Raw genomic sequence first — 24,814 nt, 5'->3', positions numbered from 1 at the left:
CCTCCATCTTGCTCGCCAGCGAGCCCCTGCGGCTAGCAAGGCAGTCCTAACCAGTCTGCTCTGCTCGACCTCCGGGCGAAAGCCTGCAATTTATCTTGATGTCAAGATAAATCTATCATGACCGCTGCGGTGTTCCGGCATCCGGGGTTCGCGGATACAGGGCGCGCACGACGAGCCAGGTGACCGCGATCAACGGCGCGAACAGCGGCAGGCCCATGATGAGCTTCAGTGTGCCGAGAGCCGTGACGTCCCCCGCCAGATACAGCGGCAGCTGCACCGCGAGACGTGCGAAGAACAGCGCAGCCCAGGCGATGCCGAGCCACAGGAACGCACGACGCTTTCGACGATCGCGCCTCCACGCGGTGCCCTCTCCCATCAGGAAGCCGACGGCGAGACCGATCAGCGACCAGCCGATCAGGGCCGAGACGAGCATCCCGGTGCCGTAGACGGCGTTGGTGATGAGCCCGGGGACGAAATTGTCTTCGCCTCGCCCCGTCCACAGCGCCAGTGCGGCGGCAGCCGCCGCGGCCACGAGGCCACCGATGGCGGCCGAGGGCGGGGACTTCTGGAGCAGTCTGACGATGGTGAAGACCGCCGCGAGTCCGACCGACACGCCCAGAGGCAGGATCAGGGGTTCGGGCCGGATCGTGAAGAGGATGACGAACGCGAGGCTGGGAAGCACCGATTCGAGGATGCCGCGCCATCCGCCCATCGCGGACCACACCACCTTGTGCGTCGCGTCGCTCTCGGTCGGGTCGAGACCGGCGCGGCGGGCAGCGCCGCCGAGCGCGGCCCCGACGATGTCGGATGCGCTCTGCTCGCGCTCGGGCTCGGGAGCGGGGGTGGTCACGCGGAGCCGGGAGTCGCGGGCATCTTCAGCGGGATCAGGTCGCGCGGAGGCATCGGAGCTCCCCCGCGGACGACGACGATCGACCGGAAGAGATCCTCGACCTTGGCGGCGGCCTCGAGGTCAGACGCCGCAGCGCCGCCGATGACGCCGCGGAGGAACCATCGAGGGCCGTCGATGCCGATGAACCGGGCGAGCCGCAGCTCGGAGCCCTCGTTGGCCGCGGCAGGGACCTCTGCGAGAAGCTCCTTGCCGAGCGGCCCCTCGCGCTCCTCGACCCGCCCGCCCTGGGTGCGGACCTGATCGCGCAGCTGCACGCGGGTCTCGTCCCATAGCCCACCGGATCGGGGCGCGGCGAACGGCTGCACCTGGAGGGAGGAGTCCGCGTAGTCGAGTCCGACTGCGACGATGCGCTTGGACTGCTCCTCGACCTCGAGCCGGAGGTTCAGCCCCTCACGCGGGAGGATCTTGATTCCACCGAGGTCGATGTACGGACGAACGGGGTTCGCCTCGGAGTCGTCGAAGGGACCCTGTGTCGCCCGGTCGTCCGGTGCCGACTTCGAAGGAGTCGCGTTGTTGTCAGTCATTGATCTGTCCTGCCGAAGATGAATGGAGTCCTGCCTGGTAGCCGGTCGAGCCGAAGCCACCCTCGCCGCGGACGCTGCCTGGCAGCTCCTCGACCGGGATGAAGGTGGCACGAGTCACGGGCATCACGATCAGCTGCGCGATGCGATCGCCGACGGCCACATCGTACGCCGTGTGGATGTCGGTGTTGATCAGACTCACCTTGATCTCACCGCGGTATCCGGCATCCACGGTTCCCGGCGAGTTCACGATCGAGATGCCGTGCTTGGCCGCGAGACCGCTGCGGGGCACGACGAATGCCGCGTACCCCTCCGGCAACGCGATGCGCACCCCGGTCGCGACGAGCGCCCGCTCCCCCGGGGCCAGATGAACGGCCTCGGCCGCCACCAGATCGGCTCCGGCATCGCCGGGGTGGGCGTAGCCGGGCACGACAGAGGCGATAATGGGGACATCAACGGATTCAGTCACCCCACGAGGCTAATGCAGAACATCGCTCCCGACGCGCGGACCCGCTACCGCGAGAGACTGTCCCCCAGCCTGTGGCTGCTGGTGACGGTCGCTCTCGCCGGCCCCATGGTGGCGCTCATCTTCGTGCCCATCGGCTCGACCGTCGCCCTGATCGTCGGCGCCGCCGTCTCGGCTGTGCTGGTGGTCGCGTTCATCGCGCTCGCGCCGGTCGTGTCGGTCGACGGCGACGTGCTTCGTGCCGGTCGAGCGCACATCGAGGTCCAGCACCTCGGCACGCCCCGAGCGCTGAGCGCCGAAGAGGCGCGCCAGGCGCGGGGCCCAGACCTGCCGGCACGGGGCTGGCATCTCATCCGCGGAGGTGTCGACGGGGTGGTCGTCGTTCCGAACGATGACCCTGACGACCCGGTGGACACCTGGACCATCTCGACCCGAACTCCCGATCGGCTCGCCGCGGCGATCGTCGCCGCCCAGCGCTGACTTGACCAGAACCGGCGCTGCCCGACTGCGACGAGCGCTGACCTGACCACAAGACGACGCGCCCCTGACCGTGAGGTCGGGGGCGCGTGGGATCTTGTTCTCTGGTGCGCTCAGGCAGCGCACTCCTTGCAGATGGGGCCGGAAGCCCCCTCGTGGTCGAGCTGCGAACGGTGCTTCACGAGGAAGCAGTTCATGCAGGTGAACTCGTCCTGCTGCGCGGGCAGCACGACGACATCAAGTTCGAGGTCGGAAAGATCGGCTCCAGGAAGATCGAAGCTGGACGGGTTGTCCGCGTCCTCGTCTCCTGACGAGCCGGAGAGCTTGTCCGGCACACGCTCCTTGAGGGCTTCGATCGACTCGGAGTCGTCTTCACTCTTGCGGGGAGCGTCGTAGTCGGTTGCCATGTGGTGAATCTCCACTTTCATGCGAGTGGGTGGTGCGCCGTCGGGGTAATCGGCGGCCATAGTTTGCATGACCGCGGAGGAATAAGCAAATGCCCGCGGCTGCGACAGACCAAACTCACGGCACGCCCAGAGTATTCCCGGTTCTGGGCGGCCCCGCGTGACACCATGAACGCACACCCATCAGAGGGGCATTCGCATGGAAAACGTCACCATCGTCGGCACAGAGGCAGGAGTGCTCGTACTCGCGACCGAGTCGGGCGAGCGCTTCGCGCTGCCCATCGACGACGTCCTGCACCGCGAGATCCGGCGCGCGACGCGACAGAGCGAGCCGACTGCTCAGCGGCTCGCCGCGAGTCCGCGCGACATCCAGGCGCAGATCCGCGCCGGCCTCACGGCACCGGAGGTCGCCGCACTCCTCGGCATCAGCGTCGACGACGTCATCCGCTTCGAAGGACCCGTTCTCGCCGAGCGTGAGCACGTCATCGGTCAGGCGCTCGCCGTTCCCGTGCTGATCGGCAGCGATGTCGAGCCCGACGCTCAGCCCACCTTCGGCACCGCGATCCGCGCCAAACTGTCTGAGGTCGAGGCCTCGGCCGAGCGCTGGGCGAGCTGGAAGGACGACACCGGCTGGATCATCAAGCTCGAGTTCACCGCCAACGAGGTCGAGCACGATGCACGCTGGAGCTTCGACCCCCGACGCAGTGCGCTGGCACCCCTCAATGCCGACGCCACACAGCTGTCCCGCCAGGGCTCGCTGCCCGACGGTCTCATCCCCCGTCTGCGCGCCGTCGAGGCTGAACGGCAGGCGTCGCCCTACAAGGACGACAGCCGCTTCGACTCCGGCGCCTTCGGACCCCGCCTGCTCCCCGCGCCCGAGGCTGATGTCGATGACAGCATCGCGCCCGAGCGCTCGACCGCCGCGGTGCAGGATGCCGCCATCAAGCGCGCACCCGAGTCGGCGACGACGAGCCCCGAGACGGCCGACCTGCTCGAGGCTCTGCGACGCCGACGCGGCCAGCGCGAGACCGCGCCGATCCTCGACCACTCGGACGACAGCGACACGGACCAGAATCCGATCGCACTGTTCGACGCCTTCGAGAGCAACGAGCCCGGCGAAGACGAGCCGGAGGTCACCCCCGAGCCGTCGAACGAGGGCAACGGACGCCGCAAGCGCCGCAACGCGATGCCGTCGTGGGACGAGATCGTGTTCGGAGCACGCACCGACGAATAGGGCGCCTTCAGGCGGGTGGATGCCGACGCTCAGCGAGCGAACGCGCCGAACCTGAGCAGTGGGACCTGACGCTCCTCCGGGGTCAGACCACCATGCTGGCCGACCATCCCCCTGCTGCGTTGATCCGCGGCCGTGCCGTCGTACACGGCCCCGTTGCCTCTCGCCACGACGAGCACGTCGCCGATCCTCGACGCGGCGGCCGATGTCACCTCGGGGCCGAAGAACCCGGATGCGATCGCCTCCTGCCCGGTGCCGACGTCGGCGAGGCCTTCGAGATCGCGACGCCACCGCTCGGCGACGACCGCCGCATCGGCGTCCGGTTCGACATAGACGTGCAGCATCCTCGGTTCACCTCCGATGTGCCGGACCCCGTCGAGGTGCTCGGCCTCGAGCACGACCTGCCGGTGCACCGGCACGTCGACCATGCCGTGGTCCGAGGTCACGAGGACGCCGACGCCCGGAGGCACGCGTCGAGACAGGGCGGCATCGATCTCTTCGAGCGCCGACACCCATTGCACCGAGTCGAGGCCGTATCTGTGCCCGGCCTTGTCGGCCTCGGGCAGGTAGCAGTAGATCAGCGAGCCCGGGTGACGCTCGGCGAGGTCGTATGCCACCTCGACGCGCTCTGCGGGTGTCTGGGCGGCGACGAACTCGGCCCCGCGCAGCGTGGCCCGGGTGAACCCGCTCGCCGCGTAGGCGGCGACGCCCACCGCGAAGGTCGGGCGCCCCTCTGCGCGAGCGCGCTCGAAGACCGTCGGAGCCGCCTGCCAGGTCGCCGGATCCAGCCCTTCCGACTCCCAGCCGGTCAGCTGATTGACCAGGATGCCCCGAGCAGGGTCGAGAACGCGATAACCGACCAGGCCGTGCTGCCCCGGCCAGACCCCGGTGAGGATGCTGGTCAGCGCCGCCGCGGTGGTCGAGGGGAAGACCGAGTGGGCGACGTCCTTCTTCGCCATCCCGGACGTGAGCGCCCTGGCATGGCCGGCGTGGGCGCGCAGGCTGATGGCGCCGAGCCCGTCGATGATGGCGAGGACGACGGATTCGGCCCGCGGCAGGCTCGCCGATTCGCCGCGGAGAGCGGCGAACACGTCGTCCGCCACCCCGACGACGCTGCGGGCGGCGAGCGACTCGGACGGTAGAATGAGGGGCATCCGAGCCAGTCTGACACAGGCTCCCGTACGCCCTCAGCCTCGCACCATTTCAGGATGCCCATGCCGAAGACCCCGCCTGCCGAGCTCGCCCCCGAGCGAATCCAGGACATCGATCTCGAAACAGAGATGCAGGGTTCATTCCTCGAGTACGCCTATTCGGTGATCTACTCGCGGGCTCTGCCTGATGCTCGCGACGGATTGAAGCCCGTGCAGCGTCGCATCCTCTATCAGATGGCCGAGATGGGGCTTCGCCCGGACCGCGGTCACGTCAAGAGCGCCCGCGTCGTGGGCGAGGTCATGGGAAAGCTGCACCCGCACGGCGACTCGGCGATCTACGACGCCCTCGTGAGACTCGCCCAGGAATGGGCTCTGCGTGTGCCGCTGATCGACGGCCACGGCAACTTCGGCTCGCTCGATGACGGGCCCGCAGCGGCCCGCTACACCGAGGCACGACTGGCCTCCCCTGCGATGGCTCTCACCGAGAACCTCGACGAGGACGTCGTCGACTTCATCCCGAACTACGACGGTCAGTTCCAGCAGCCCTCCGTGCTCCCTGCTGCGTTCCCGAACCTCCTGGTCAACGGCGCGAGCGGCATCGCCGTCGGCATGGCAACCAACATGGCACCGCACAACCTGATCGAGGTCGTCGCCGCCGCCACCCATCTGCTCGAGAACCCCGACGCCACGACAGAAGAGCTCATGGAGTTCGTGCCCGGCCCCGACTTCCCCTCGGGTGGCATCCTGATGGGGCTCGACGGTGTCAGAGACGCATACGCCACCGGCCGCGGCGCCCTGAAGGTGCGCGGCAAGGTCTCGGTCGAACCGCTCGGGCCACGGCGCACCGGCATCATCGTGTCCGAACTCCCATACATGGTCGGCCCCGAGCGTCTGATCGAGAAGATCCGTGACGCGGTGCAGTCGAAGAAGCTGCAGGGCATCAGCGACGTGACCGATCTCACCGATCGCAACCACGGGTTGCGCGTCGCGATCGGCATCAAGACCGGCTTCGACCCCAATGCCGTGCTCGAGCAGCTCTACCGGCTCACCCCGCTCGAGGACTCCTTCAGCATCAACAACGTCGCCCTGGTCGACGGACAGCCGCGCACGCTCGGGCTCAAGGAGATGCTGCGCGTCTATGTCGCTCACCGGCTGGAGGTCATCACCCGCCGCAGTCGATACCGTCTCGCCCGCCGAGAGGAGCGCCTGCACCTCGTCGAGGGCCTGCTCATCGCGATCCTCGACATCGACGAGGTCATCCAGGTCATCCGTTCGTCGGACGACTCCGAGCAGGCGCGGGCGCGACTGCGCTCGGTGTTCGACCTCAGCGAGCTTCAAGCCGAGTACATCCTCGAACTGCGCCTGCGGCGCCTGACGAAGTTCTCGCGCATCGAGCTCGAGACCGAGCGCGACGCCCTGCTCGCCGAGATCGCCAGGCTGCGGGACCTGCTCGGGAGCGACGTGCTCCTGCGAGCAGTGGTCGCCGAGGAGCTCGACGCAGCGGCTGACGCATACGGGACTCCTCGCCGCACGCTGCTGATGAACGCCGCGCCCCCGAAGCCGCGCGCCACGAAGGGCGCGGTCGACCTGCAGATCGCCGACGCTCCGACCGTGCTCGTGCTCTCGACCACAGGGCGTGCCGTGCGGGTGGACCTCGCCGAGGGCCAGGAGCTGACGCTTCCGGCACGGCGAAGCAAGCACGACGCGATCCTGACGACTCTCGAGACGACGGTGCGCGCAGAGATCGGCGCGCTGACCTCTGAGGGGCGCGTGCTGCGTTTCTCCCCCGTCGATCTGCCGTCCGTGCCGTCGTCCTCGGTGCAGCTCGCGGCGGGAGCTCCGCTGCGCGACTATCTCGGCATCACCATCCGCGGAGAGCGGATCCTCGGTTTCGTGCGCTTCGACAGCGACGTCCCGATCGCCATGGGCACGGCGCAGGGGACGGTCAAGCGCATCGTCCCGTCGACGCTTCCCGTTCGTCCGGATCTCGAGGTCATCGGCATGAAGCCCGGTGACACGGTCGTCGGCGCGGTCGAAGCGCAGGACGACGCCGACCTCGTGTTCGTGACGACCGACGCCCAACTGCTGCGGTTCTCCGCCTCGGCCGTCCGCCCGCAGGGCGCGCCCGCAGGCGGCATGGCCGGCATCAAGCTCGGCGCCGGCTCATCGGTGCTGTTCTTCGGAGCGGTCTCGCCGGATGCCGATGCCGTGGTCGCCACCGTCTCGGGTTCCGACAGCAGCCTTCCGGGCACCGAGCCAGGACGCGCCAAGGTGACGTCCTTTGCCGAGTACCCGTCGAAGGGTCGGGCGACCGGCGGAGTGCGCGCGCATTCGTTCCTGAAGGGCGAGGACCACCTCACGGTCGCCTGGGTCGGGCCGAGCCCCGCGCAGGCCGTCGACCCGACAGGTGCGGTGCGCAAGCTCCCCGAGCCCGGCGCCCGACGCGATGCGTCGGGTCAGCCGATCGACGGCGTGATCGGGAGCATCGGTCGCACTCTGGTCTGAGCGCGCGCGCCAGTGCGACCTGACCCGCAGCGGCGTCTGAGGCGGCGGCCGGTGAGCCGGATCAGAGTCGGAGAGCGAGGATGTTGGCGGTGAGCCCGGCGGCCGTGCCGCAGAGGATCACGGTGTCGCCTGCCCCGACGCGACCGCTCTCGAGCGAGCGGGCGAGCATGAACGGCACGGACGACGAGACCATGTTGCCGAAGTCCCGCACCTCATCGATCCGACGGCCGGCCGGGATTCCGAGGCGGTCGAGCATCGGCCCGAGCGCGGCAGACGCCTGGTGGGGAACCCAGAGGGCGACATCGTCGTGCGCGATTCCCGATCCTCGGTGGAACGCCTCGAAGAACTCGGGAAGCACGCGCATCATCCCCAACAGCGCCCGGCGCCCATTCATGTCGAACAGGTAGTCAGCGGAGTCTCCCGCCGCATAGGCCTGCGCGGGCGATCCCGACAGCCCGCCCCTGATCTCCGTGTCGTGCGCATACGCGGGCCAGGTGCGCTGAGCGCTGGCGATCACTCCTCGGTCGCCGTCAGCGGAGCGGCGCAGCACGACGGCCGCACCGGCGTCGCTGAAGAGCTCGAAGCTCTCGCGCTGCTCCGGATTCAGGAACCGCGTCCCCACATCTCCTGCGAACACGAGGATCGTCTCATGATCCCCGGCATCGAGATACCGCGAGGCGATGTCGAGCGCCGTGATGAAGCTCGTGCAGGTCGAGTTCACGTCGAAGGCGGCCGCATGCCCGGTGAGCGTGAGTCTCTCCAGCACGAGCGCGGCCGTGCACGGGATCGGCTGGATCCCCGCGGCAGACGCACCGAGAACGAGGTCGACGTCGTCCGCCGTGATGTCCGCGTGCGCCAGTGCCCGCTCACACGCCTCAGCCAGCATGTCGAGATGAGACACGTCGTCGTCGATGCGATACCGCGTCTCCTCCCCGAATCGGACGACACGCGAAGGCAGAGAAGTCCCCCAGCCCACGATCTCGCAGTTCCTCACCATCTCCGGTCCCCCCATTCCTGCACCACGCGCCGCAGCTTCACGGCCCCGTCGTTCACGTAGTCGACGAACGTGATGTCCGGCCGCTCGCAACCCAGCCGGTCGGCCAGCGCATGCACCTCGTCTTCGACGAGACGCCGAGATCGATCGTCGAGGGTGTCGAGCGCGATCCGCAGCCGCGACTCGCCGATCTGGGTGATGCGATATTCGTCGAACCCTTCGGCATAGAGCAATGCGCGCGCGATCACGTCTGCGAAGACTGGCAGATCGCGGCCGTCGAGGGAACGGAACACCAGCGTGTCGCCCTCTCGTCCTTCGATGCGCTCGATCGCGGTGAGCGCGCTGCCGCAGGGGCACGGTCGGGTGCGCTCGCGGAGCACGTCGCCGAGCCGATACCGCACGATCGGCTGCGCGCGACGGCGCAGGTCCGTCACGATCGGCGTGAACCGCTCGGCATCCAGCGCCTCGCGTTCGACCAGGATGTTGTCCTCGTTCAGATGGATCACCCCGTGCTCACAGGTGTGCGCGAGGAATCCCTCGGTGCACTGGTAGAGCTGGTGCAGGACGGGCTGTCCGAGGGAGGCGGTGATGCGCCGCTCGTCAGAGAGCTCGAGCACCTCCGCCACCGAGTACACCCGCTGCGGCACGACGTCGAATCCACCGGCGTCGGCCGCACGTGCGATCAGCCTCAGCACCGACGGCGGAGCCACGAGGATGGTCGGTCGGTACTCGCGCAGCCGGGCGGTGTTGTCGTCCATGTCGGTGTAGACGTCGAAGTAGCGGAACGAGACCGCCCGCGAGCCGACCGACTCGTACAGGCTGTTGTCCGCCCGGAGGAACAGCGCGATCCGATGCCCGAGGAGCCTGCCCCGAGGCAGGGTGCGGGCGAGCACGGTTCCCACCCAGGCATCGCGTTCGGCGCTGCTGACCACGAAGAGGCCACGGTGGCCGCTGGTGCCGCTCGACAGGCCCACCGAGTTCGAGCCCAGATCCGCGTCGAAGTCACGGGAGCGCTCGTTCGCGATCGCGAGTGCGAGGGCCTCGTCCTTGCCCACGCCGACGGTGTTGATCTCGTCGAAGCGGCTCATCATGACGCTCTTGTCCATGAGCGGCAGTTCCGAGAACGAGCGCGTCGCGAGAAGGTCGCGGAAGTAGGGCGACCGCCGTCGCAGGAATCTCAGGTGCGAGCGCAGCAGGCGCCTCTGACGCCGTTCGACCGCAGCCCGAGTGCGCAACGGGCGGAGCCAGCGTGCCGCGGCGAACTCGCGCAGGATCCTGAGCTTCGACATCAGCTCAACAGCTCCTTCGCGTCGAGCGGATCATGGCTGCAGACCACGCGGATGCCGGCCGCTGCGAGCTCGCCGAGAATCCGCGCCGTGGCGGCGTATCGATCGGCATCGTGCTGGACGGCTCGGGGCAGGGCCTTCAGCGTGCCGGAGGCGTCGATCAGATCGCTCCCCCATGCCGCATCCCCGGCGAGCAGGACGCGGCGCTCGATCAGCGCGCCGAGGTGTCCGTCGGCATGGCCGGGCAGATCGACGACGAGGTACGAACCGTCGCCCAGAAGGTCGTGAGTTCGCAGTGCGGTGCCGCCGACCTCGACGGTGGCGAAGGCTCCCTCATCGATCACGATCCGCTCGGCATCCGAGAACCAGCTCGGAAGCAGGCCGGTGAGCACCCCCGCGCGCAGTCGCGGAGCCGACAGCGTCCGCTCGTGCCCCGCGCTCAGCACGAAAGTGGCATGCGAGAACCGACGGACTCCCCCGACGTGGTCCGGATGCAGATGAGACAGCACGACGTGCGTCACGGACGCGGGGTCGACGCCGTCCGCGCGGAGCCGGGCGGCCACATCATCCGCGTCCCCGACGATCGGAGGAAGCAGACGACGATAGACGGCACCGCGCCAGCCGGTGTGCCACCGTCCCGTCGCATATCCGGTGTCGAACAGCACGCGCCGGCCGTCCGCGGTGTCGTACAGGAACACGCCGGAGGGGAACTCGCGGACACCATGCGGTGCGCCGCGGAACATCGCGCCGACGTCATGTGAGGTGCTGCCGCAGACGTAGTGGCGGAGGCGGCCGGTCACGCATTCTCCCTCAGGTGTGCGGCCACGCCGGCGAGAGCGTCATCGAGCGACACCTCGGGGCGGTATCCGAGTTCCGCCTTCGCGCGCGTGATGTCGAGCGTCTGAGAGTACGCGATCGTGCTGAGCGTGTAGCGAGTGAGCGGCGGCTCCGGCCGCCACGGCAGCATCGAGCAGACGCCCTCCGACGCGGATGCCAGCACCCAGGCCGCTCTTCGGTGCATCGGGCGGAACCGCGGGGTCTCCCCCATCCGCTCGAGAAGGATCGTCAGCAGTTCGCGGAACCGCCGCGGGTCGTCGTTGGTGATGTTGTACACCCCGCCCGCGGCGTCTCCGTGGGTCAGAGCGAGGCGCAGCGCCAAGGCCACGTTCTCGACCGCCGTGACGTCGATGAGATTGTCGCCGCCGTCGAAGACCGGCACGCCGATGCGTGCGTGGACGTCGAGAAGGCGGGGCACGAGGCTCGGGTCGCCCACGCCGATCAGGCCGCGGGGGCGCACGATCACGAGCTCTGCGATCTTCCCGCTGTCCACGGCGTCGAGCAGCAGATCCTCGGCGGCGATCTTCGAGCGGATGTACCCGTTCAGTCGATTGGAGCGATCGACGTCGGGTTCGCGGATGCCGATGCGGTCCCGAGGTGCGGCATACACGCTGGGAGACGACACATGCACCACCCGGCGCACACGGTTGCGACGGGCGAACTCGACGACATGATCGGTGCCGTCGACGTTCGCCTCGCGGAAGTCCCTCCAGCGCCCCCAGGGAGCCGACAGCGCGGCGCAATGGATCACGGCGTCCACGGGGAGGTCCTGCGTGCGGAGAGAGGCCAGATCGCCGAGAACTCGGTGACCGTCGTCGGCGACCAGCTCGAGCGCGTGCTCGTTGCGGCCCGCGGCGAAGACCTCGTATCCGTGTCTCCGCAGCTCGGGCACGACGTGACCGCCGAGGAACCCGCTCGCCCCCGTCACCAGCACACGGGCTCCGGACATGCTCATCACGATAGTCGTCCTATTGTGGTCGAGTGCGCATCGCCATGGTCACCGACTACTACCTGCCCACGCTCGGCGGCGTGCAGACGGTCATCAAGGCGCACAGAGAGGCTCTCGAGCAGGCCGGGCACGAGGTCTTCGTGTTCGCGCCCCTGGCCGAGTCCGGCGACGACCCGCATGTCGTGCGCCTGCCGACCGCCCGTCGCTTCGCACCGGACGGATACCCGTTCGCCTGGACCCCCTCGGCCGTTGCGGCGTCGCTCACCGAGGGCCTGCGCTCCCGCCGAGTCGACATCGTCCACGTGCACACCGAGATGTTCGCGGCGCTGGGCGGTTTCGAGGCGGCGAAGACTCTCGGACTACCGGTCGTGCAGACCATGCACGGACGCATCGACGTCTACACGCGCTCTGTGTTGCCGCTGCCCTCGATCACGACGGCGCTGCTCGCGACCATGCACCGGCGCCGCATGAGCCACGACAGCACGGTGGTCGACAGCAGCGCGCCATATGCGCAGACACGTGCGGCGCGGCTCATGTGGCGGCTCATGGTCAGCCAGGCGAATCATGCCGACCAGGTCATCGTGCCCTCCGCCCATTTCGCCGCGAAGCTCTCGGCTCAGGGCGTGCGGACGCCGCTCACCGTGCTCTCGAACGGCCTGGAGGCGACGGTGCTCCACGAGGTCGGCGCTCCCCCGCCGCGCATCCTCGACCCCGCAGAGCCGCTTCGAGTGGTGTGGTGCGGAAGGCTCTCGCCCGAGAAGCGTCCTGAGGTCTTCGTCGACGCCGTGAGTCAGCTCTCGGGCATCCGAGCCGAGATGTTCGGCGACGGTGTGGCCAGACATCGCGTCGCCGCGGCATCAGACGGCATGGCTGCCGGCAAGCTCACGGTGCACGGCGGGGTCGCCCAATCGCGCGTGCTCGAGGCGATGCGCGGTGCGCACGTCCTGGTCTCGAGTTCCCTCGATTTCGACAATCAGCCGATGGTGATCCTCGAGGGGATCGCCTCCGGTCTGCCGGTGATCGTCACGGATCCCGATCTCCTCGAGATGCTGCCCGACGGCGGTGGGCTCGTCACTCGGACACCGGATGCCGAGGGCCTGGCGGCCGCGATCCGAGAGCTGCGCGACGATCCCGCGCGGCTCACTCGGATGAGCGCAGCTGCGATCGCTCACCGAGAGCGAGTCTCTCAGGACACCCACCGAGACGCGCTGCTGGACGTCTACCGGGCCGCCATGGCTCTGAAGCGATGATGCTCAGGCATCGATCGATTCACGCGAGAGCCGGTCGGACGACTCGATGATGAACTCGCGACGAGGAGCGACCTCGTTGCCCATCAGCAGTTCGAAGACTCGGCCGGCCGCTTCGGCATCCTCCATGCGCACGCGGCGCAACAGGCGTCCGCCACGATCCATGGTGGTCGTGGCGAGCTGCTCCGCGTCCATCTCGCCGAGACCCTTGTACCGCTGGATCGGCTCATGCCAACGTTTACCCGACTTGCGGAGCTTTGCAAGCAGCGCGTGCATCTCCTGCTCGCTGTAGGTGTAGATCGTCTCGTTGGGCTTGGAACCCGGGTTCATCACGATCACACGGTGCAGCGGTGGCACTGCGGCGAACACGCGACCGTGCTCGATGAGAGGACGCATGTACCGGTAGAACAGCGTGAGCAGCAGCGTGCGGATGTGAGCGCCGTCGACGTCGGCATCGCTCATCAGGATCACCTTGCCGTACCGTGCGGCGTCGATGTCGAAGCTGCGGCCCGAACCCGCGCCGATCACCTGGATGATCGAGGCGCACTCGGCGTTGGAGAGCATGTCGCCCACCGACGCCTTCTGCACGTTGAGGATCTTGCCGCGAATGGGCAGCAGCGCCTGGAACTCGCTGTTGCGGGCGTTCTTCGCGGTGCCGAGAGCGGAGTCGCCCTCGACGATGAACAGCTCGCTGCGCTCGACCTCGTTGGTGCGGCAGTCGACCAGCTTGGTCGGCAGCGTCGACGACTCGAGGGCGTTCTTGCGCCGCTGGGTCTCTTTATGGGCTCGCGCAGAGACGCGAGCCTTCATCTCGGCGACGACCTTGTCGAGCAGCTGCGTCGCCTGACTCTTGTCGTCGCGCTTGGTCGAGCTGAACCGCGCCGCGAGATCCTTGCGAAGCACCTGGGCGACGATCTGGCGCACGGCGGGCGTGCCGAGGATCTCCTTCGTCTGACCTTCGAATTGCGGTTCGGGGACGTTCACCGTCAGCACAGCGGTGAGCCCGGCGAGGACGTCGTCCTTCTCGAGCTTGTCGTTGCTGCCGACCTTCAGTCGGCGTGCGTTCTGATCGACCTGCGAACGCAGCACCTTGAGCAGCTCCTGCTCGAAGCCCTGCTGGTGCGTGCCGCCCTTGGGCGTGGCGATGATGTTGACGAAGGACCGCGTGGTCGTGTCGTAGCCGGTGCCCCAGCGCATCGCGATGTCGACGGCGCAGACGCGCTCGACCTCGGTGGCGATCATGTGGCCATCGGCCTGCAGAACCGGAACGGTCTCCTTGAACGTGCCTTCGCCCTGAATGCGCCAGGTGTCGGTGACGGGCGCGTCGTTCGCGAGGTACTCGACGAACTCCGAGATGCCGCCGTCGTACCGGTACGACGTCTCGATCGGCTGCCCCTCGACCTCCGAGCCGTTGGCCGCGCGCTCATCGCGGATCACGAGTTCCAGCCCCGGAACGAGGAAGGCCGTCTGACGCGCGCGGGTCACCAGGTCGTTGAGCTGGAACGCAGCATCCTTCGTGAAGATCTGGTGATCCGCCCAGTAGCGGATGCGCGTGCCGCTCGTGCCGCGCGGCGCCTTGCCGACGACCCGGAGCTCGCTCTTGTCCTGGAACGGCGTGAACTTCGCGTCCGGTCGCTTCTCGCCGCTGTCGGCGAAGAGTCCGGGCTCGCCACGGTGAAACGACATCGCGTAGGTTTTGCCGCCGCGGTCGACCTCGACGTCGAGGCGCTCGGAGAGGGCATTGACGACGGAAGCTCCGACGCCGTGCAGACCGCCGGAAGCCGCGTAGGACCCGCCGCCGAACTTGCCGCCGGCGTGCAGCTTCGTGAAGACGACCTCGACGCCGGTCAAGCCCGTGCGCGGCTCGACGTCCACGGGGATGCCCCGGCCACGGTCGTGCACCTCGACGCTGCCGTCATCGTGCAGGATGATGTCGATCTTCGAGCCGTTGCCCGCGACGGCCTCGTCGACGGCGTTGTCGATGATCTCCCAGAGGCAGTGCATCAGGCCCGGGGATCCGTTCGAACCGATGTACATACCGGGACGCTTGCGGACGGCCTCGAGCCCTTCGAGCACCTGGAGATGATGGGCGGAATACTCGGCGGTCACAATCTCCGAGTCTATTCGCGATGCCCCTGCTGCAGCCGCAGACACTCCCCGCTAACCCCTACGAGGCGTCCCGCGCGTACGCGCTGAGCGAAACACGCCGCAAACCGGGCATGTGTACACCGTCAGCGTGGTTGTATTGAACACGCCCAACCAGCGAACCCGACACTCAAGGAGGCACCATGATGAACGCAACGACCGAACGTGAGACCTCCGCCGTCGAGTTCCGCCTGACCGCCATGGATCGCTGTGATTCATGTGGCGCTCAGGCCTACATCGCCGCCGAGGTCAACGGCTCCGAACTCCTCTTCTGCGCACACCACGGACGCAAGTACGAAGAGAAGCTCCGCAGCATCGCAACGAGCTGGCACGACGAGACCGCTCGCCTGATCGACTGATCAGCTGCGGTCACATCCGCCTCGGAGCCCGTCATCTGACGGGCTCCGCATTCGTTAAGGGGTGCTCACCCGTCGGATGCGAGCGGTGAGTCGGGTGAGGATCTCCTCACCGACGGTGTCGATGCGCTCGGCGAGGGTCGTCGCGCTCGACTCGCCATGATCTCCTGCGCCGAACATCCAGACCGAGTCGCCGATCCGCATTCCCGGCCACCCCTCGACCACCGAGGTCACCGCGTCGATGCGCAGAAGCTCGCGAGCCCCCGCGAGGGTGCCGACTCGGGCCCCTGCCAGCGTCGACGGGATGCCGTCGAATGCGCCGATGCCCACCACGGCGTCACCGTCGACGATGTCGACGACCGTCGCAGTGAGCTCCGCGACCGGTGCCACCCCGGCAAGATCGGGGCCGTCCGCCGAACGGACGCCGTAGCAGAACGCTCCGATCCGCGACACCGAGCCGCGAAGCTCGGGGCGCCACCAGGACGCGGCGGATGCCGTCAGGTGCAGCGCCTCGGGTGTCGCACCCGACTGCTCCGCCACGCGCACGGCGTCGAGGAAAAGGGTCTGAGCCTCGTCGTCCTCGTCATCGCTCGCCTCGGCGAGATGGCTCCAGATTCCCACGAGCTCCAGGTGCCCTGCGGCCTCACCGGCGCGCACCTCGGCGATGGTGCGTTCCCACTCGGCCGGAAGCAGCCCGTTGCGATGCAGACCGGTGTCGATCTTCAGATGGATCCGCGCCCGCAGTCCCCGTCGCGCAGCCAGCGCCGTGATGCGCGACAGGTACTCCGCTGATCCGACTCCCAGGTCGATGCGTGCGCGCAACGCTTCGTCGACCTCGTCATCGGTCGAGGTGGCCCATGCGAAGATCCGCCCCGTGTCACCCAGCACGCGTCTTGCCTCGACACCACTGCGGACGTCGTACGCCCCGTACCAGTCGACGCCCATTCCTCTCGCGGCCTCCACGGCCCAGCGCAGACCGTGACCGTAGGCGTCGTCTTTGAGCACGATCATCAGCGCCGACGGAGCGATGCGATCGCGCACGGCACGGATGTTCGACCTAAACCTCTCTGTATCCACGCGCAGTTCCGGACGGCTCACGCCTCCCACCCCCGCTCCGCGTGGGAGCCTGCGACGGCGACGAGCTCGGCGATCGTGAGTCCTGTCACCGCGCCCCATCTCGCGAGGGAGGGAGCGGCAGGTCCGCGCCCTCCGAAATAGGTGGCATCGGCTCCGGTGGCGACGGAGGCAGTGCCTTGCAGATCGATCACGCACACGTCCATCGCGACGCGCCCGATGATCGGCCGTTGCACGCCCTCGATCTCGACGTGGGCGGCGTTGCCGAGAGCACGGACGATTCCCTGCGCGTATCCGCCGGTGACCAGTGCGGCAGTCGTATCGCGCGTCGCTCGATGCGTGTAGCCGTAGGAGACCGCGTCTCCGGCGGCCAGCGGCTTGGTGGAGAGCACTCTGCCGACCAGGCGCATCACCGGCCTCGTCCGCAGAGTTCCGTCAGGGTCAGGCAAACCGTAGAGCAGGAACGGGTCGATATCGGCATCGCCGTCCGTCACCGCGTCGATGCCCTCGAGCGCCAGCGCCTCCGCCTCGGTGGCGTAGTCGACCCGCACGGAGGCCGCTCCGGCCGCGACGACGGCGTGAGCGACAGCGAGCACTCCGTGCCCCCAGGCATCCCGGCGAAGGTCGGCCACGCGGCCCCCGGCGGCGACAGCGGCGGTCGATGCGGCCGCCAGCGCCGACCGCGAGATCATCGCGCGCGGACGAGAGCTCGAAGTCTTCTCACACACGTTTCCAGCCTAGCTCCGCCTTCTCAGGATGCCCTGCGCACCCACCGTAGACTGGAGGGGACCCCGAACTTGGAGATCCATGTCACGCTTTTCCCTCGCGCCCCGCGTCCGCTACCTGCTGGCGCGCGCCCGCCGCATCGACGTCGCCTCGGTCATCGAGAGGGCCAAAGAGGCGTCATCTCAGCACGGCAAGGCGGTGCCGCTCGTGGTCGTCGACATGCTGTGGTCCGCCGGGCGACACAACGTCGGGTTCCAGGACTACATCGACTACGACTTCGCGATCCTCACCAAGGCGGAGCGCGACACGTTCATGACCCACCCGGTGTCGAACGAGATCTCCCAGAAGTACGACCACCCGGACTACCGCCACCTGTTCCACGACAAGGCGGAGTTCAACGCCGTCTTCGACGCATTCCTCAAGCGCGAATGGATGCTCATCACCGAGGGCAACGCAGACGAGCTGCGTGACTTCACCGAGCGCCAGGGCACGATCGTCGTCAAGGAGACCCACGGGCAGGCGGGCACCGGCGTGCACCGCTATCACGCCGCCGACGTCACCGACTGGGACGCGTTCCATGCCGAGCTCCTGTCGAAGAAGCAGGTTCTCGTCGAAGAGGTCATCCGCCAGCACGCCGATCTCGCGGCCGTCTGCCCCGGAACCGTCAACACCACGCGCATCACCGCGTTCTTCGATGGCGAGAAGACGCACATCCTCGCGATGGCTCAGAAGTTCGGACGCGGCGCGGTGAGCGACCAGATGAGCTTCGGCGGCTTCTACACGATGCTCGATGAGAGCGGTCACTCCGTGGGCTCCGGATACGACTCCCACGGTCACGTGCACGTCACGCACCCGGATTCCGGCTTCCCCATCGCCGACTTCCAGCTGCCTTTGATGGATGAGGTCCGCGAGTTCGTGGATCAGGTCGCTCGTGTCGTGCCGCAGATCCAGTACGTCGGCTGGGATGTCGTGGTCACCCCCGACGGTCCGGTTCTGGTCGAGGGCAACTGGGGTGCCGGCGTGTACGAGAACAAGCCGAGCGTCACCGGCATCCGCACAGGACACAAGCCGCGCTATCAGGCCGCGATCGGATTCTGACCGCACGACAGGCATGCAGAAGGCCCGGATGCTGAGCATCCGGGCCTTCTTGCTGCGACGTGCGAATCGAGGAGTTCAGACCTCGCGCACGATGCCCATGGGCGTCGACTGCGTGGCCTGTCCGAGCGGGTTGTCGCCTAGGATCCGAACGAGTCGACGCTCGCCTGCCTTGTCGAGCGTCGAACCGAGGATGTTGCCGCCGATGTCGTTGATGTCGACGACGGCCACTTCGAGGTTCCCACCGAGCATCTTCTTCAGGCGCACTGCGACCTCGCGCGGGTTCTTCGGGCCGAGCACGACTGCCTGATTGTACGGCGGGATCGTGTTCTTCGTCGGGCCGTCGATCGCACGCGCCTTGTCGCCGGCGATGCGGTAGAAGTCGCCTCGGCGCCCGAAGGCCTTGGTGATGACCGAGACACCGGCAGCGAACAGGATCCGCAGGGTGCCGCACTCGCGCATTGCCATCTCCATGGTCTCCGGCATTCCGAGACCGATCCCGTAGGAGGTGCGGACGACGTATCGCGAGAGGAAGCGTGCGAGAGGTCGCGGCGAGATCTCGTCGAGCCGGTACGACCGGCCCTGCGTGATCGCCACGATCTTCTCGGTCACGAACAGCAGGTCGCCCGGCTGCACCGCATCCTTCGCGTACTCCATGACGACCGACTCGAGGTCGTCATCGGGCATGACGACGCGCGTCCGCAGAGGGATGCGCGCGTAGCTCTTGCCGTCGACGCTCGCCTCGAGCGCCTTGCCCTCGTTCGCCTGCATCACTCGAGGTAGTCCCGCAGCGACTGCGAGCGGCTCGGGTGGCGCAGCTTCGCCATCGTCTTCGACTCGATCTGGCGGATGCGCTCACGCGTCACGCCGAACGTGTCACCGATCTGGTCGAGCGTCTTGGGCTGCCCGTCACCGAGTCCGAAGCGCATCCGGATGACACCGGCCTCGCGCTCGGACAGCGAGTCGAGCAGCTGCTCGAGCTGACGCTGCAGCATCGTGAAGCCCACGGCGTCGGCCGGGACCACGGCCTCGGTGTCCTCGATGAGGTCGCCGAACTCGCTGTCGCCGTCTTCACCGAGCGGAGTGTGCAGCGAGATCGGCTCGCGGCCGTACTTCTGCACCTCGACGACCTTCTCGGGCGTCATGTCCAGCTCGCGGCTGAGCTCTTCGGGCGTGGGTTCGCGACCCAGGTCCTGCAGCATCTGGCGCTGCACGCGGGCCAGCTTGTTGATGACCTCGACCATGTGCACCGGGATGCGGATCGTGCGGGCCTGGTCGGCCATGGCACGCGTGATCGCCTGACGGATCCACCAGGTGGCGTACGTCGAGAACTTGAAGCCCTTGGTGTAGTCGAACTTCTCGACCGCGCGGATCAGGCCGAGGTTGCCCTCCTGGATCAGGTCCAGGAACTGCATGCCGCGACCGGTGTAGCGCTTGGCGAGGGAGACGACGAGACGCAGGTTGGCACCCAGCAGGTGGCTCTTCGCGCGCTGGCCGTCGCGGGCGACCCACTGCAGGTCGAGTCCGAGCTGACTGGCCTTCTCGGCAGCAGTCATCGTGGAGAGCTTCTCCTCGGCGAACAGCCCGGCCTCGATGCGCATCGCGAGCTCGACCTCTTCGGCCGCGTTCAGCAGGGCGACCTTTCCGATCTGCTTCAGGTAGTCCTTGACAGGGTCGGCGGTGGCACCGGTGATCTGCGTCGAGTAGACGGGCACGTCTTCGTCGTCGTTCGACGAGATGACGATGGCACCTGTTGGCAGAGGCTCAGTGAACTTCGGCTTCGAGTCCTCGTCGTCCTCGTCGGGCTCTGCGGCGGGAGGAGTCTCGTCGTCTTCGACGATGTCTTCGGCCTTCTTCTTCTTCGCGGGCGCGCGCTTGGCGGCGGCCCGCTGCGCTGCCGTCTTGGGGGCCGGCTTCTCAGCCGCCTCCTCGACGGGAGCGTCGACCTCGGGAGCGTCGGCGGTCTTCTTCGTCCGGGTCTTCTTCGTCGTGGCAGGAGTCACGTTTCGCCTTTCACGGGGCCGCTCGCAGGCCCCGGAGCATTTCGGACACTAGTAAGACCCTTGTCAAGTCAGATCTCCGGAAAGATCGATTGACAACGGGTCAGACTCCTAGTATCGCACACGTGTGGGCATGCAGGTGCAATCGGCCGAAGTTCGCGCCTTCGACGTCAGCCTCGACCCGGTTTGTCCTCGTCGCCGCTGGGGCGAGAAGCGAGATAGCGCTCGAGCTCTGCAGCCAGTTCGTCAGCGCTCGGCAGGTCGCGCTCGTTGAAACCACCCTCGTCGTACGACCCGTCCTCGGGGTCACGGCCGGCCATATAGGCGTCGTACCGGCGCTCGAGCCCCTGCACCATCTGCTGCAGCTCGTCGTTGCCGATCACCTGATCATCGACGCGGGTGCGGTAGTCCTCCCGGCGTTCCTGCACCTCGTCGAGCAGGATCACCAGGCCGGTCGCGGCCATCAGCTTCTCGGCCGCCGCGATCACGGCGTCGGGGTTCTCGGTCTCGGCGAGGTAGTGGGGCACCAGCAGCACGAAGCCGACGACCCGATCGCCGTGCTCGGCGAAGCGGAACTCGAGGAGGTGGCCCGCGGTCGCCGGCACCTGCGTGCGCGGACGCCAGACGGAATGCGCCACGGTGAGCTCGCGCCGGTTGCCGCTCACAGTCGTGCCGATGGGGCGGGTGTGCGGCACGGGCATGGCGATCGAGTGCACCCAGTTGAGCCCTGACACCTCGAATTCGTCGGCGAGTTCGAGCACCGTGCGTGCGAACTCGTTCCACGCGAAATCGGGCTCGTACCCGGCGAGGAGGAGGAACTTCTGGCCGAGAGCATCGGTCGCGAGCGACAGTTCGAGCCGTGCGGGGCGGAACTCGGTCAGATGGTCCTGATCGAACGAGATCACCGGGCGACGCGCGCGGTAGTCGAGGAGCACGTCGTTGTCGAAGACCACGACCGGCTGGGGAGAGGTCGTCTCGCGAAGGTGCTCGATGAGCCCCGAGACGGCGTTGCCTGCGTCGGTGAAACCCGTGAGGAGCAGGACAAGGGGCAGTCCGCGCGGCACGACCGGCGCGTTCGCTACACGTTCATGTATCTCTCCGGAGAAGGGCATGAGTCAATGCTACGAGCAGCGTCGGACGGCCGGGCGGTGACCTTCAAGCTGAGAGCGAACACCCGCTCGGCGACCGGACGCGCGGCCGACCTAGGATGGAGTCATGACGCTTCCCGCGCTCTCGCGCACCTCAGATCAGTTCCCCGGAAGCGCTGCAGACGCCGCAGTGCTGGTCATCCCCGAGATCTCGGACTCGACGGAGTCGCTGAACGGCTATCCCGGACTCACCGAATCGCTGCAGGGCATCGGCTTCACCGGTTCGGCGTCCGCCTTCACCCGTGCCTATGCCCCCGAGGTGACGACTCTGCCGTTCGCCGTCGTCGGTGTCGGGCGCGCGCCGGACGCCCAGGCAGTGCGCAACGCGGTGGGCGCCGCTCTCCGTTCACTGACCGGCTTCGAGACGGTGTCCGTGGCATTGGGACCGGGTCTCGAGGAGTTCGCGGCAGCCGCCGCAGACGGTGCAGTGCTCGGCGCCTACCGGTTCGAGGGGTACCGCAAGGACTCGGGCAAGAGTCGCGCCTCCTCAGTCCTGTTGCACGCAGAACTCGACGACGCCGCCCTCTCCCGGTCGATCGCCGTCGGCGAGGCAGTGGCCCTGGTCAAGGACCTCGTGTTCGTCCCCGCCGAGTGGCAGAGCCCCACACAGCTCGCGCAGAGCGCGGCAGACAGTGTCTCGGGTCTGGCAGACGTCACCGTCGAGATCCTCGACGAGGACGCCCTCGCCGAGCAGGGATTCGGCGGCATCCTCGGCGTCGGTCAGGGCTCCGACAGGCCTCCGCGCCTCGTCCGCCTCGACTATGCGCCCGCGAAGGCGACACGCCACATCGCCCTCGTCGGCAAGGGCATCACATTCGACACCGGCGGACTCTCGCTGAAGCCGGCAGCCTCGATGGTCGGGATGAAGTTCGACATGGCGGGCGCAGCGACGAGTGTCGCCGCGCTGCGCGCGATCGCCGCCCTCGGCCTGCCCGTGCACGTCACGGCCTGGCTCTGCATCACCGACAACATGCCCTCCGGGCGCGCACTGCGTCCCGGCGACGTCATCCGCATCCTCGACGGCACGACCGTCGAGGTCCCGAACACGGATGCCGAGGGCCGCCTGGTCATGGCCGACGGCCTCGTGGCCGCCAGCCGTGAGAACCCCGACGTCATCATCGACGTCGCTACTCTCACCGGCGCGATCGTCATGGCACTCGGGCACCGTCACACCGGTGTGTTCGGTGACGACGCCGCGGTCGCCGAGTTCCTCACCGCCACCGACGCAGCCGACGAACTGGCCTGGCACATGCCGCTCCCGGCGTACATGGAGGACTCGCTCGACTCCCCCATCGCCGACATGCAGAACGCCAACATGAGCGATCGCATGGGCGGGGCCTCGTATGCCGGGCTCTTCCTGCGCCGCTTCATCGGCCGCGTCTCGGAGGAGAAGGACGCCCCCCGCATCCCCTGGGTGCACCTCGACATCGCCGGTTCCGGCGAGCACAATGGGGCGCCGTACGGGTTCACCGACAAGGGCCCCACAGGAGCGATGGTCCGATCGATCATCGCGTTCGCCGAAGCATCCCACAAGGAGGCATGACCATGACCACGCACACCTTCGACATCGTCGTCCTGGGCGGAGGCAGCGGCGGATACGCCGCCGCCCTGCGTGCGAGCGAACTCGGCAAGTCCGTCGCGCTCATCGAGAAGGACAAGGTCGGCGGCACGTGCCTGCACCGTGGATGCATCCCGACCAAAGCACTGCTGCACGCGGCAGAGGTCGCTGAGCATGTGCGAGATGCCGCGCATGTCGGCATCTCGGCGACTCTGGAGGGAATCGATCCCGCAGGTGTCCGCGCCTACCGCGAGGGAATCGTCGCGAAGAAGTACAAGGGTCTCGAGGGCCTGGTGAAGGCTCGGGGCATCATCACCGTCGCGGGCTTCGGCCGCCTGAACGCCGACCGCTCGGTGAGCGTGGGCGATGACGTGTACGTCGGCACAGACGTGGTCCTCGCCACCGGCTCCTACAGCCGGACTCTTCCCGGGCTCGAGATCGGCGGCCGGATCCTCACCAGCGAGCAGGCGCTGTCGCTCGATGTCATCCCCGAGCGTGTGCTGGTGCTCGGCGGAGGCGTCATCGGCGTCGAGTTCGCCAGCGTGTGGCGCTCGTTCGGCACCGAGGTCACCATCATCGAGGCACTGCCCCACCTCGTCCCGAACGAGGACATCGCGATGAGCAAGGGACTCGAGCGGGCCTTCCGGCGCCGCGGAATCCAGTATTCGCTCGGCGTCCGCTTCCAGAATGCGACTCAGGACGACCGCTCGGTCACCGTCACACTCGAGGACGGCAAGGAGTTCACCGCCGACTACCTGCTCGTCGCTGTGGGGCGCGGACCCGTCACGGCCGACCTCGGCTTCGAAGAGGCGGGGGTGACCCTCGACCGCGGCTTCGTCACCGTCGACGAGGATCTCCGGACCGGTGTCCCCGGAGTGTGGGCCGTCGGGGACATCACACCCGGGCTGCAGCTCGCGCACCGCGGGTTCCAGCAGGGCATCGCGGTCGCAGAACGCATCGCCGGGCTCTCCCCCGCACACGTTCCCGACATCCAGATCCCGAAGGTCACCTATTCGAGCCCCGAGGTCGCCTCCGTCGGCGTCACGGAAGAAGCGGCCGTCGCCGAGCACGGCGCGGATGCCGTGGTGGCGTACGAGTACAACCTCGCCGGGAACGGCAAGAGCGAGATCATCGGCACCGGCGGGCTCGTGAAGGTCGTCCGACGCAAAGACGGCCCGGTCATCGGCGTCCACATGCTCGGCGACCGTGTGGGCGAGCTCATCACCGAGGGCCAGCTGGCCGTCGCGTGGGAAGCCCACCCCGAGGACATCGCCCCCCTGATCCACGCGCATCCCACGCAGAGCGAGGCACTAGGAGAAGCCTTCCTCGCCCTCGCGGGAAAGCCGCTGCACGCCCTCTGAACACCAACCGGTGAACAGTTCACTAAGCTAGACACGCGTCATTTAACTTCCTGAAGGAGACTCAGTCATGAGCACATCCGTCGTCCTCCCCCCTCTCGGCGAGAGCGTCACAGAGGGCACCGTCACCCGCTGGCTCAAGCAGGTGGGAGACACCGTTCAGGCGGATGAGGGCCTGCTCGAGATCTCGACCGACAAGGTCGACACCGAGATCCCCTCTCCTGTCACCGGTGTGATCGAGGAGATCCTCGTCGCCGAGGACGAGACCATCGAGGTCGGCGCGCTGCTCGCGCGCATCGGCGACGGCAGCGCCTCCGCTCCGGCAGATGACGCCCCCGCGGCCGCTGCCCCCGCCGCTGAGGAGGTCCCCGCAGAA

At 67.9% G+C, this 24,814-nt stretch carries 24 protein-coding genes; 9 read left to right on the top strand and 15 right to left on the bottom strand.

The window, feature by feature from the left end:
- Positions 1-115: 115 nt before the first annotated feature.
- From RU09_RS10195 to dut, 3 genes are read right to left on the bottom strand one after another with little or no spacing between them, the layout of a single operon-like run.
- A complete protein-coding gene (locus RU09_RS10195; protein WP_042540221.1) occupies positions 116-850 on the bottom strand; it encodes a DUF3159 domain-containing protein in 735 nt (244 codons plus the stop codon).
- Positions 847-1,434 carry a DUF3710 domain-containing protein gene (locus RU09_RS10190; protein ID WP_042540219.1) on the bottom strand — a complete coding sequence of 196 codons (588 nt, stop codon included), beginning with the start codon at positions 1,432-1,434 and terminating at the stop codon, positions 847-849. Before RU09_RS10190 ends, RU09_RS10195 begins: the two co-directional genes overlap by 4 nt.
- Positions 1,427-1,900 carry a dUTP diphosphatase gene (gene dut / locus RU09_RS10185; protein WP_042540218.1) on the bottom strand — a complete coding sequence of 158 codons (474 nt, stop codon included), beginning with the start codon at positions 1,898-1,900 and terminating at the stop codon, positions 1,427-1,429. The genes RU09_RS10190 and dut overlap by 8 nt, the downstream gene beginning before the upstream one ends.
- Positions 1,901-1,912: 12 nt before the next feature.
- Here dut and RU09_RS10180 point away from each other — a divergent pair, with 12 nt between their 5' ends.
- Entirely contained in the window at positions 1,913-2,377 is a 465-nt protein-coding gene (locus RU09_RS10180; protein WP_042540216.1) for a DUF3093 family protein, read from the top strand.
- Positions 2,378-2,487: 110 nt separating this feature from the next.
- On the opposite strand, the gene RU09_RS10175 is transcribed toward RU09_RS10180, so the two are convergent.
- Positions 2,488-2,781: a DUF4193 domain-containing protein gene (locus RU09_RS10175; RefSeq protein WP_042540214.1), complete on the bottom strand. Its 294-nt coding sequence runs from the start codon at positions 2,779-2,781 to the stop codon at positions 2,488-2,490.
- Positions 2,782-2,977: 196 nt separating this feature from the next.
- Here RU09_RS10175 and sepH point away from each other — a divergent pair, with 196 nt between their 5' ends.
- Complete coding sequence (sepH, locus tag RU09_RS10170; RefSeq protein ID WP_042540212.1) at positions 2,978-4,012, top strand: septation protein SepH; 1,035 nt, start codon at positions 2,978-2,980, stop codon at positions 4,010-4,012.
- 29 nt (positions 4,013-4,041) lie between these two features.
- Here sepH and RU09_RS10165 read toward each other — a convergent pair whose 3' ends face one another.
- The gene (locus RU09_RS10165) at positions 4,042-5,163 is read right to left on the bottom strand and encodes an alkaline phosphatase family protein (RefSeq protein ID WP_042540210.1); all 1,122 of its coding nucleotides are present in this window, start codon (positions 5,161-5,163) and stop codon (positions 4,042-4,044) included.
- Between the two features lie 60 nt (positions 5,164-5,223).
- On the opposite strand from RU09_RS10165, the gene RU09_RS10160 reads away from it, so the two are divergent.
- Positions 5,224-7,665 (top strand): DNA gyrase/topoisomerase IV subunit A, encoded by a 2,442-nt coding sequence (locus RU09_RS10160; RefSeq protein WP_082041088.1) that lies wholly within the window; start codon positions 5,224-5,226, stop codon positions 7,663-7,665.
- Positions 7,666-7,726: 61 nt separating this feature from the next.
- Here RU09_RS10160 and RU09_RS10155 read toward each other — a convergent pair whose 3' ends face one another.
- The 4 genes from RU09_RS10155 to RU09_RS10140 all read right to left on the bottom strand — a co-directional run bounded on the left by RU09_RS10155 (position 7,727) and on the right by RU09_RS10140 (position 11,731).
- Positions 7,727-8,566, bottom strand: a complete 840-nt coding sequence (locus tag RU09_RS10155; RefSeq protein ID WP_197065997.1) for a 3-oxoacyl-ACP synthase III family protein — start codon at positions 8,564-8,566, stop codon at positions 7,727-7,729.
- An 89-nt stretch (positions 8,567-8,655) separates the two neighbouring features.
- Positions 8,656-9,948 (bottom strand): F390 synthetase-related protein, encoded by a 1,293-nt coding sequence (locus RU09_RS10150; RefSeq protein ID WP_042540204.1) that lies wholly within the window; start codon positions 9,946-9,948, stop codon positions 8,656-8,658.
- Entirely contained in the window at positions 9,948-10,745 is a 798-nt protein-coding gene (locus tag RU09_RS10145; protein WP_052492929.1) for an MBL fold metallo-hydrolase, read from the bottom strand. The genes RU09_RS10150 and RU09_RS10145 overlap by 1 nt, the downstream gene beginning before the upstream one ends.
- Positions 10,742-11,731 (bottom strand): NAD-dependent epimerase/dehydratase family protein, encoded by a 990-nt coding sequence (locus RU09_RS10140; protein ID WP_042540285.1) that lies wholly within the window; start codon positions 11,729-11,731, stop codon positions 10,742-10,744. The genes RU09_RS10145 and RU09_RS10140 overlap by 4 nt, the downstream gene beginning before the upstream one ends.
- Before the next feature lie 32 nt (positions 11,732-11,763).
- On the opposite strand from RU09_RS10140, the gene RU09_RS10135 reads away from it, so the two are divergent.
- A complete protein-coding gene (locus tag RU09_RS10135) occupies positions 11,764-12,981 on the top strand; it encodes a glycosyltransferase (protein WP_042540202.1) in 1,218 nt (405 codons plus the stop codon).
- A 3-nt stretch (positions 12,982-12,984) separates the two neighbouring features.
- Here the strand turns inward: RU09_RS10135 and RU09_RS10130 are convergent, their stop codons facing one another.
- Positions 12,985-15,087 (bottom strand): DNA gyrase/topoisomerase IV subunit B, encoded by a 2,103-nt coding sequence (locus RU09_RS10130; RefSeq protein WP_082041087.1) that lies wholly within the window; start codon positions 15,085-15,087, stop codon positions 12,985-12,987.
- Between the two features lie 182 nt (positions 15,088-15,269).
- Between RU09_RS10130 and RU09_RS10125 the strand changes: the two genes are divergently transcribed.
- Positions 15,270-15,482, top strand: coding sequence for a DUF7455 domain-containing protein (locus RU09_RS10125; protein WP_042540282.1), 213 nt, complete (start codon positions 15,270-15,272; stop codon positions 15,480-15,482).
- 54 nt (positions 15,483-15,536) lie between these two features.
- Here RU09_RS10125 and RU09_RS10120 read toward each other — a convergent pair whose 3' ends face one another.
- Positions 15,537-16,556: an alanine racemase gene (locus RU09_RS10120; RefSeq protein ID WP_269430333.1), complete on the bottom strand. Its 1,020-nt coding sequence runs from the start codon at positions 16,554-16,556 to the stop codon at positions 15,537-15,539.
- Between the two features lie 17 nt (positions 16,557-16,573).
- On the bottom strand, positions 16,574-17,281 hold the full coding sequence (locus RU09_RS10115) for an alanine racemase (protein WP_231567504.1): 708 nt from the start codon (positions 17,279-17,281) through the stop codon (positions 16,574-16,576).
- Between the two features lie 79 nt (positions 17,282-17,360).
- Between RU09_RS10115 and RU09_RS10110 the strand changes: the two genes are divergently transcribed.
- Complete coding sequence (locus RU09_RS10110; RefSeq protein ID WP_042540198.1) at positions 17,361-18,377, top strand: sugar-transfer associated ATP-grasp domain-containing protein; 1,017 nt, start codon at positions 17,361-17,363, stop codon at positions 18,375-18,377.
- A 75-nt stretch (positions 18,378-18,452) separates the two neighbouring features.
- On the opposite strand, the gene RU09_RS10105 is transcribed toward RU09_RS10110, so the two are convergent.
- The 3 genes from RU09_RS10105 to RU09_RS10095 form a co-directional block, all read right to left on the bottom strand.
- A complete protein-coding gene (locus RU09_RS10105; RefSeq protein WP_042540196.1) occupies positions 18,453-19,145 on the bottom strand; it encodes a coenzyme F420-0:L-glutamate ligase in 693 nt (230 codons plus the stop codon).
- Positions 19,145-20,377 (bottom strand): RNA polymerase sigma factor, encoded by a 1,233-nt coding sequence (locus tag RU09_RS10100; protein WP_042540194.1) that lies wholly within the window; start codon positions 20,375-20,377, stop codon positions 19,145-19,147. The genes RU09_RS10105 and RU09_RS10100 overlap by 1 nt, the downstream gene beginning before the upstream one ends.
- A gap of 167 nt (positions 20,378-20,544) precedes the next feature.
- Positions 20,545-21,486 (bottom strand): proteasome assembly chaperone family protein, encoded by a 942-nt coding sequence (locus RU09_RS10095; protein WP_042540192.1) that lies wholly within the window; start codon positions 21,484-21,486, stop codon positions 20,545-20,547.
- A 103-nt stretch (positions 21,487-21,589) separates the two neighbouring features.
- On the opposite strand from RU09_RS10095, the gene RU09_RS10090 reads away from it, so the two are divergent.
- From RU09_RS10090 to RU09_RS10080, 3 genes are all read left to right on the top strand, one after another.
- Positions 21,590-23,065, top strand: a complete 1,476-nt coding sequence (locus RU09_RS10090) for a leucyl aminopeptidase (RefSeq protein WP_042540190.1) — start codon at positions 21,590-21,592, stop codon at positions 23,063-23,065.
- 2 nt (positions 23,066-23,067) lie between these two features.
- Positions 23,068-24,441: a dihydrolipoyl dehydrogenase gene (lpdA, locus tag RU09_RS10085; protein WP_042540188.1), complete on the top strand. Its 1,374-nt coding sequence runs from the start codon at positions 23,068-23,070 to the stop codon at positions 24,439-24,441.
- Positions 24,442-24,508: 67 nt separating this feature from the next.
- Positions 24,509-24,814, top strand: a 306-nt coding sequence (locus RU09_RS10080) for a biotin/lipoyl-containing protein (RefSeq protein WP_042540186.1), incomplete at its 3' end; no start/stop codon positions are given.

This window comes from Microbacterium sp. MEJ108Y (assembly GCF_000834175.1).
Lineage (GTDB): Bacteria > Actinomycetota > Actinomycetes > Actinomycetales > Microbacteriaceae > Microbacterium > Microbacterium forte.
Note: the sequence above shows the minus strand (reverse complement) of the source record. Positions and strands in the feature narration are given on the sequence as shown.

Bases quoted from the DNA above. Each gene is read 5' to 3' on its own strand.
- RU09_RS10190 (WP_042540219.1), bottom strand. From the start codon at position 1,434: ATGACTGACAACAACGCGACTCCTTCGAAGTCGGCACCGGACGACCGG.
- RU09_RS10180 (WP_042540216.1), top strand. From the start codon at position 1,913: ATGCAGAACATCGCTCCCGACGCGCGGACCCGCTACCGCGAGAGACTG.
- RU09_RS10175 (WP_042540214.1), bottom strand. From the start codon at position 2,781: ATGGCAACCGACTACGACGCTCCCCGCAAGAGTGAAGACGACTCCGAG.
- sepH (WP_042540212.1), top strand. From the start codon at position 2,978: ATGGAAAACGTCACCATCGTCGGCACAGAGGCAGGAGTGCTCGTACTC.
- RU09_RS10165 (WP_042540210.1), bottom strand. From the start codon at position 5,163: ATGCCCCTCATTCTACCGTCCGAGTCGCTCGCCGCCCGCAGCGTCGTC.
- RU09_RS10160 (WP_082041088.1), top strand. From the start codon at position 5,224: ATGCCGAAGACCCCGCCTGCCGAGCTCGCCCCCGAGCGAATCCAGGAC.
- RU09_RS10150 (WP_042540204.1), bottom strand. From the start codon at position 9,948: ATGTCGAAGCTCAGGATCCTGCGCGAGTTCGCCGCGGCACGCTGGCTC.
- RU09_RS10140 (WP_042540285.1), bottom strand. From the start codon at position 11,731: ATGTCCGGAGCCCGTGTGCTGGTGACGGGGGCGAGCGGGTTCCTCGGC.
- RU09_RS10125 (WP_042540282.1), top strand. From the start codon at position 15,270: ATGAACGCAACGACCGAACGTGAGACCTCCGCCGTCGAGTTCCGCCTG.
- RU09_RS10110 (WP_042540198.1), top strand. From the start codon at position 17,361: ATGTCACGCTTTTCCCTCGCGCCCCGCGTCCGCTACCTGCTGGCGCGC.
- RU09_RS10105 (WP_042540196.1), bottom strand. From the start codon at position 19,145: ATGCAGGCGAACGAGGGCAAGGCGCTCGAGGCGAGCGTCGACGGCAAG.
- RU09_RS10095 (WP_042540192.1), bottom strand. From the start codon at position 21,486: ATGCCCTTCTCCGGAGAGATACATGAACGTGTAGCGAACGCGCCGGTC.
- RU09_RS10090 (WP_042540190.1), top strand. From the start codon at position 21,590: ATGACGCTTCCCGCGCTCTCGCGCACCTCAGATCAGTTCCCCGGAAGC.
- lpdA (WP_042540188.1), top strand. From the start codon at position 23,068: ATGACCACGCACACCTTCGACATCGTCGTCCTGGGCGGAGGCAGCGGC.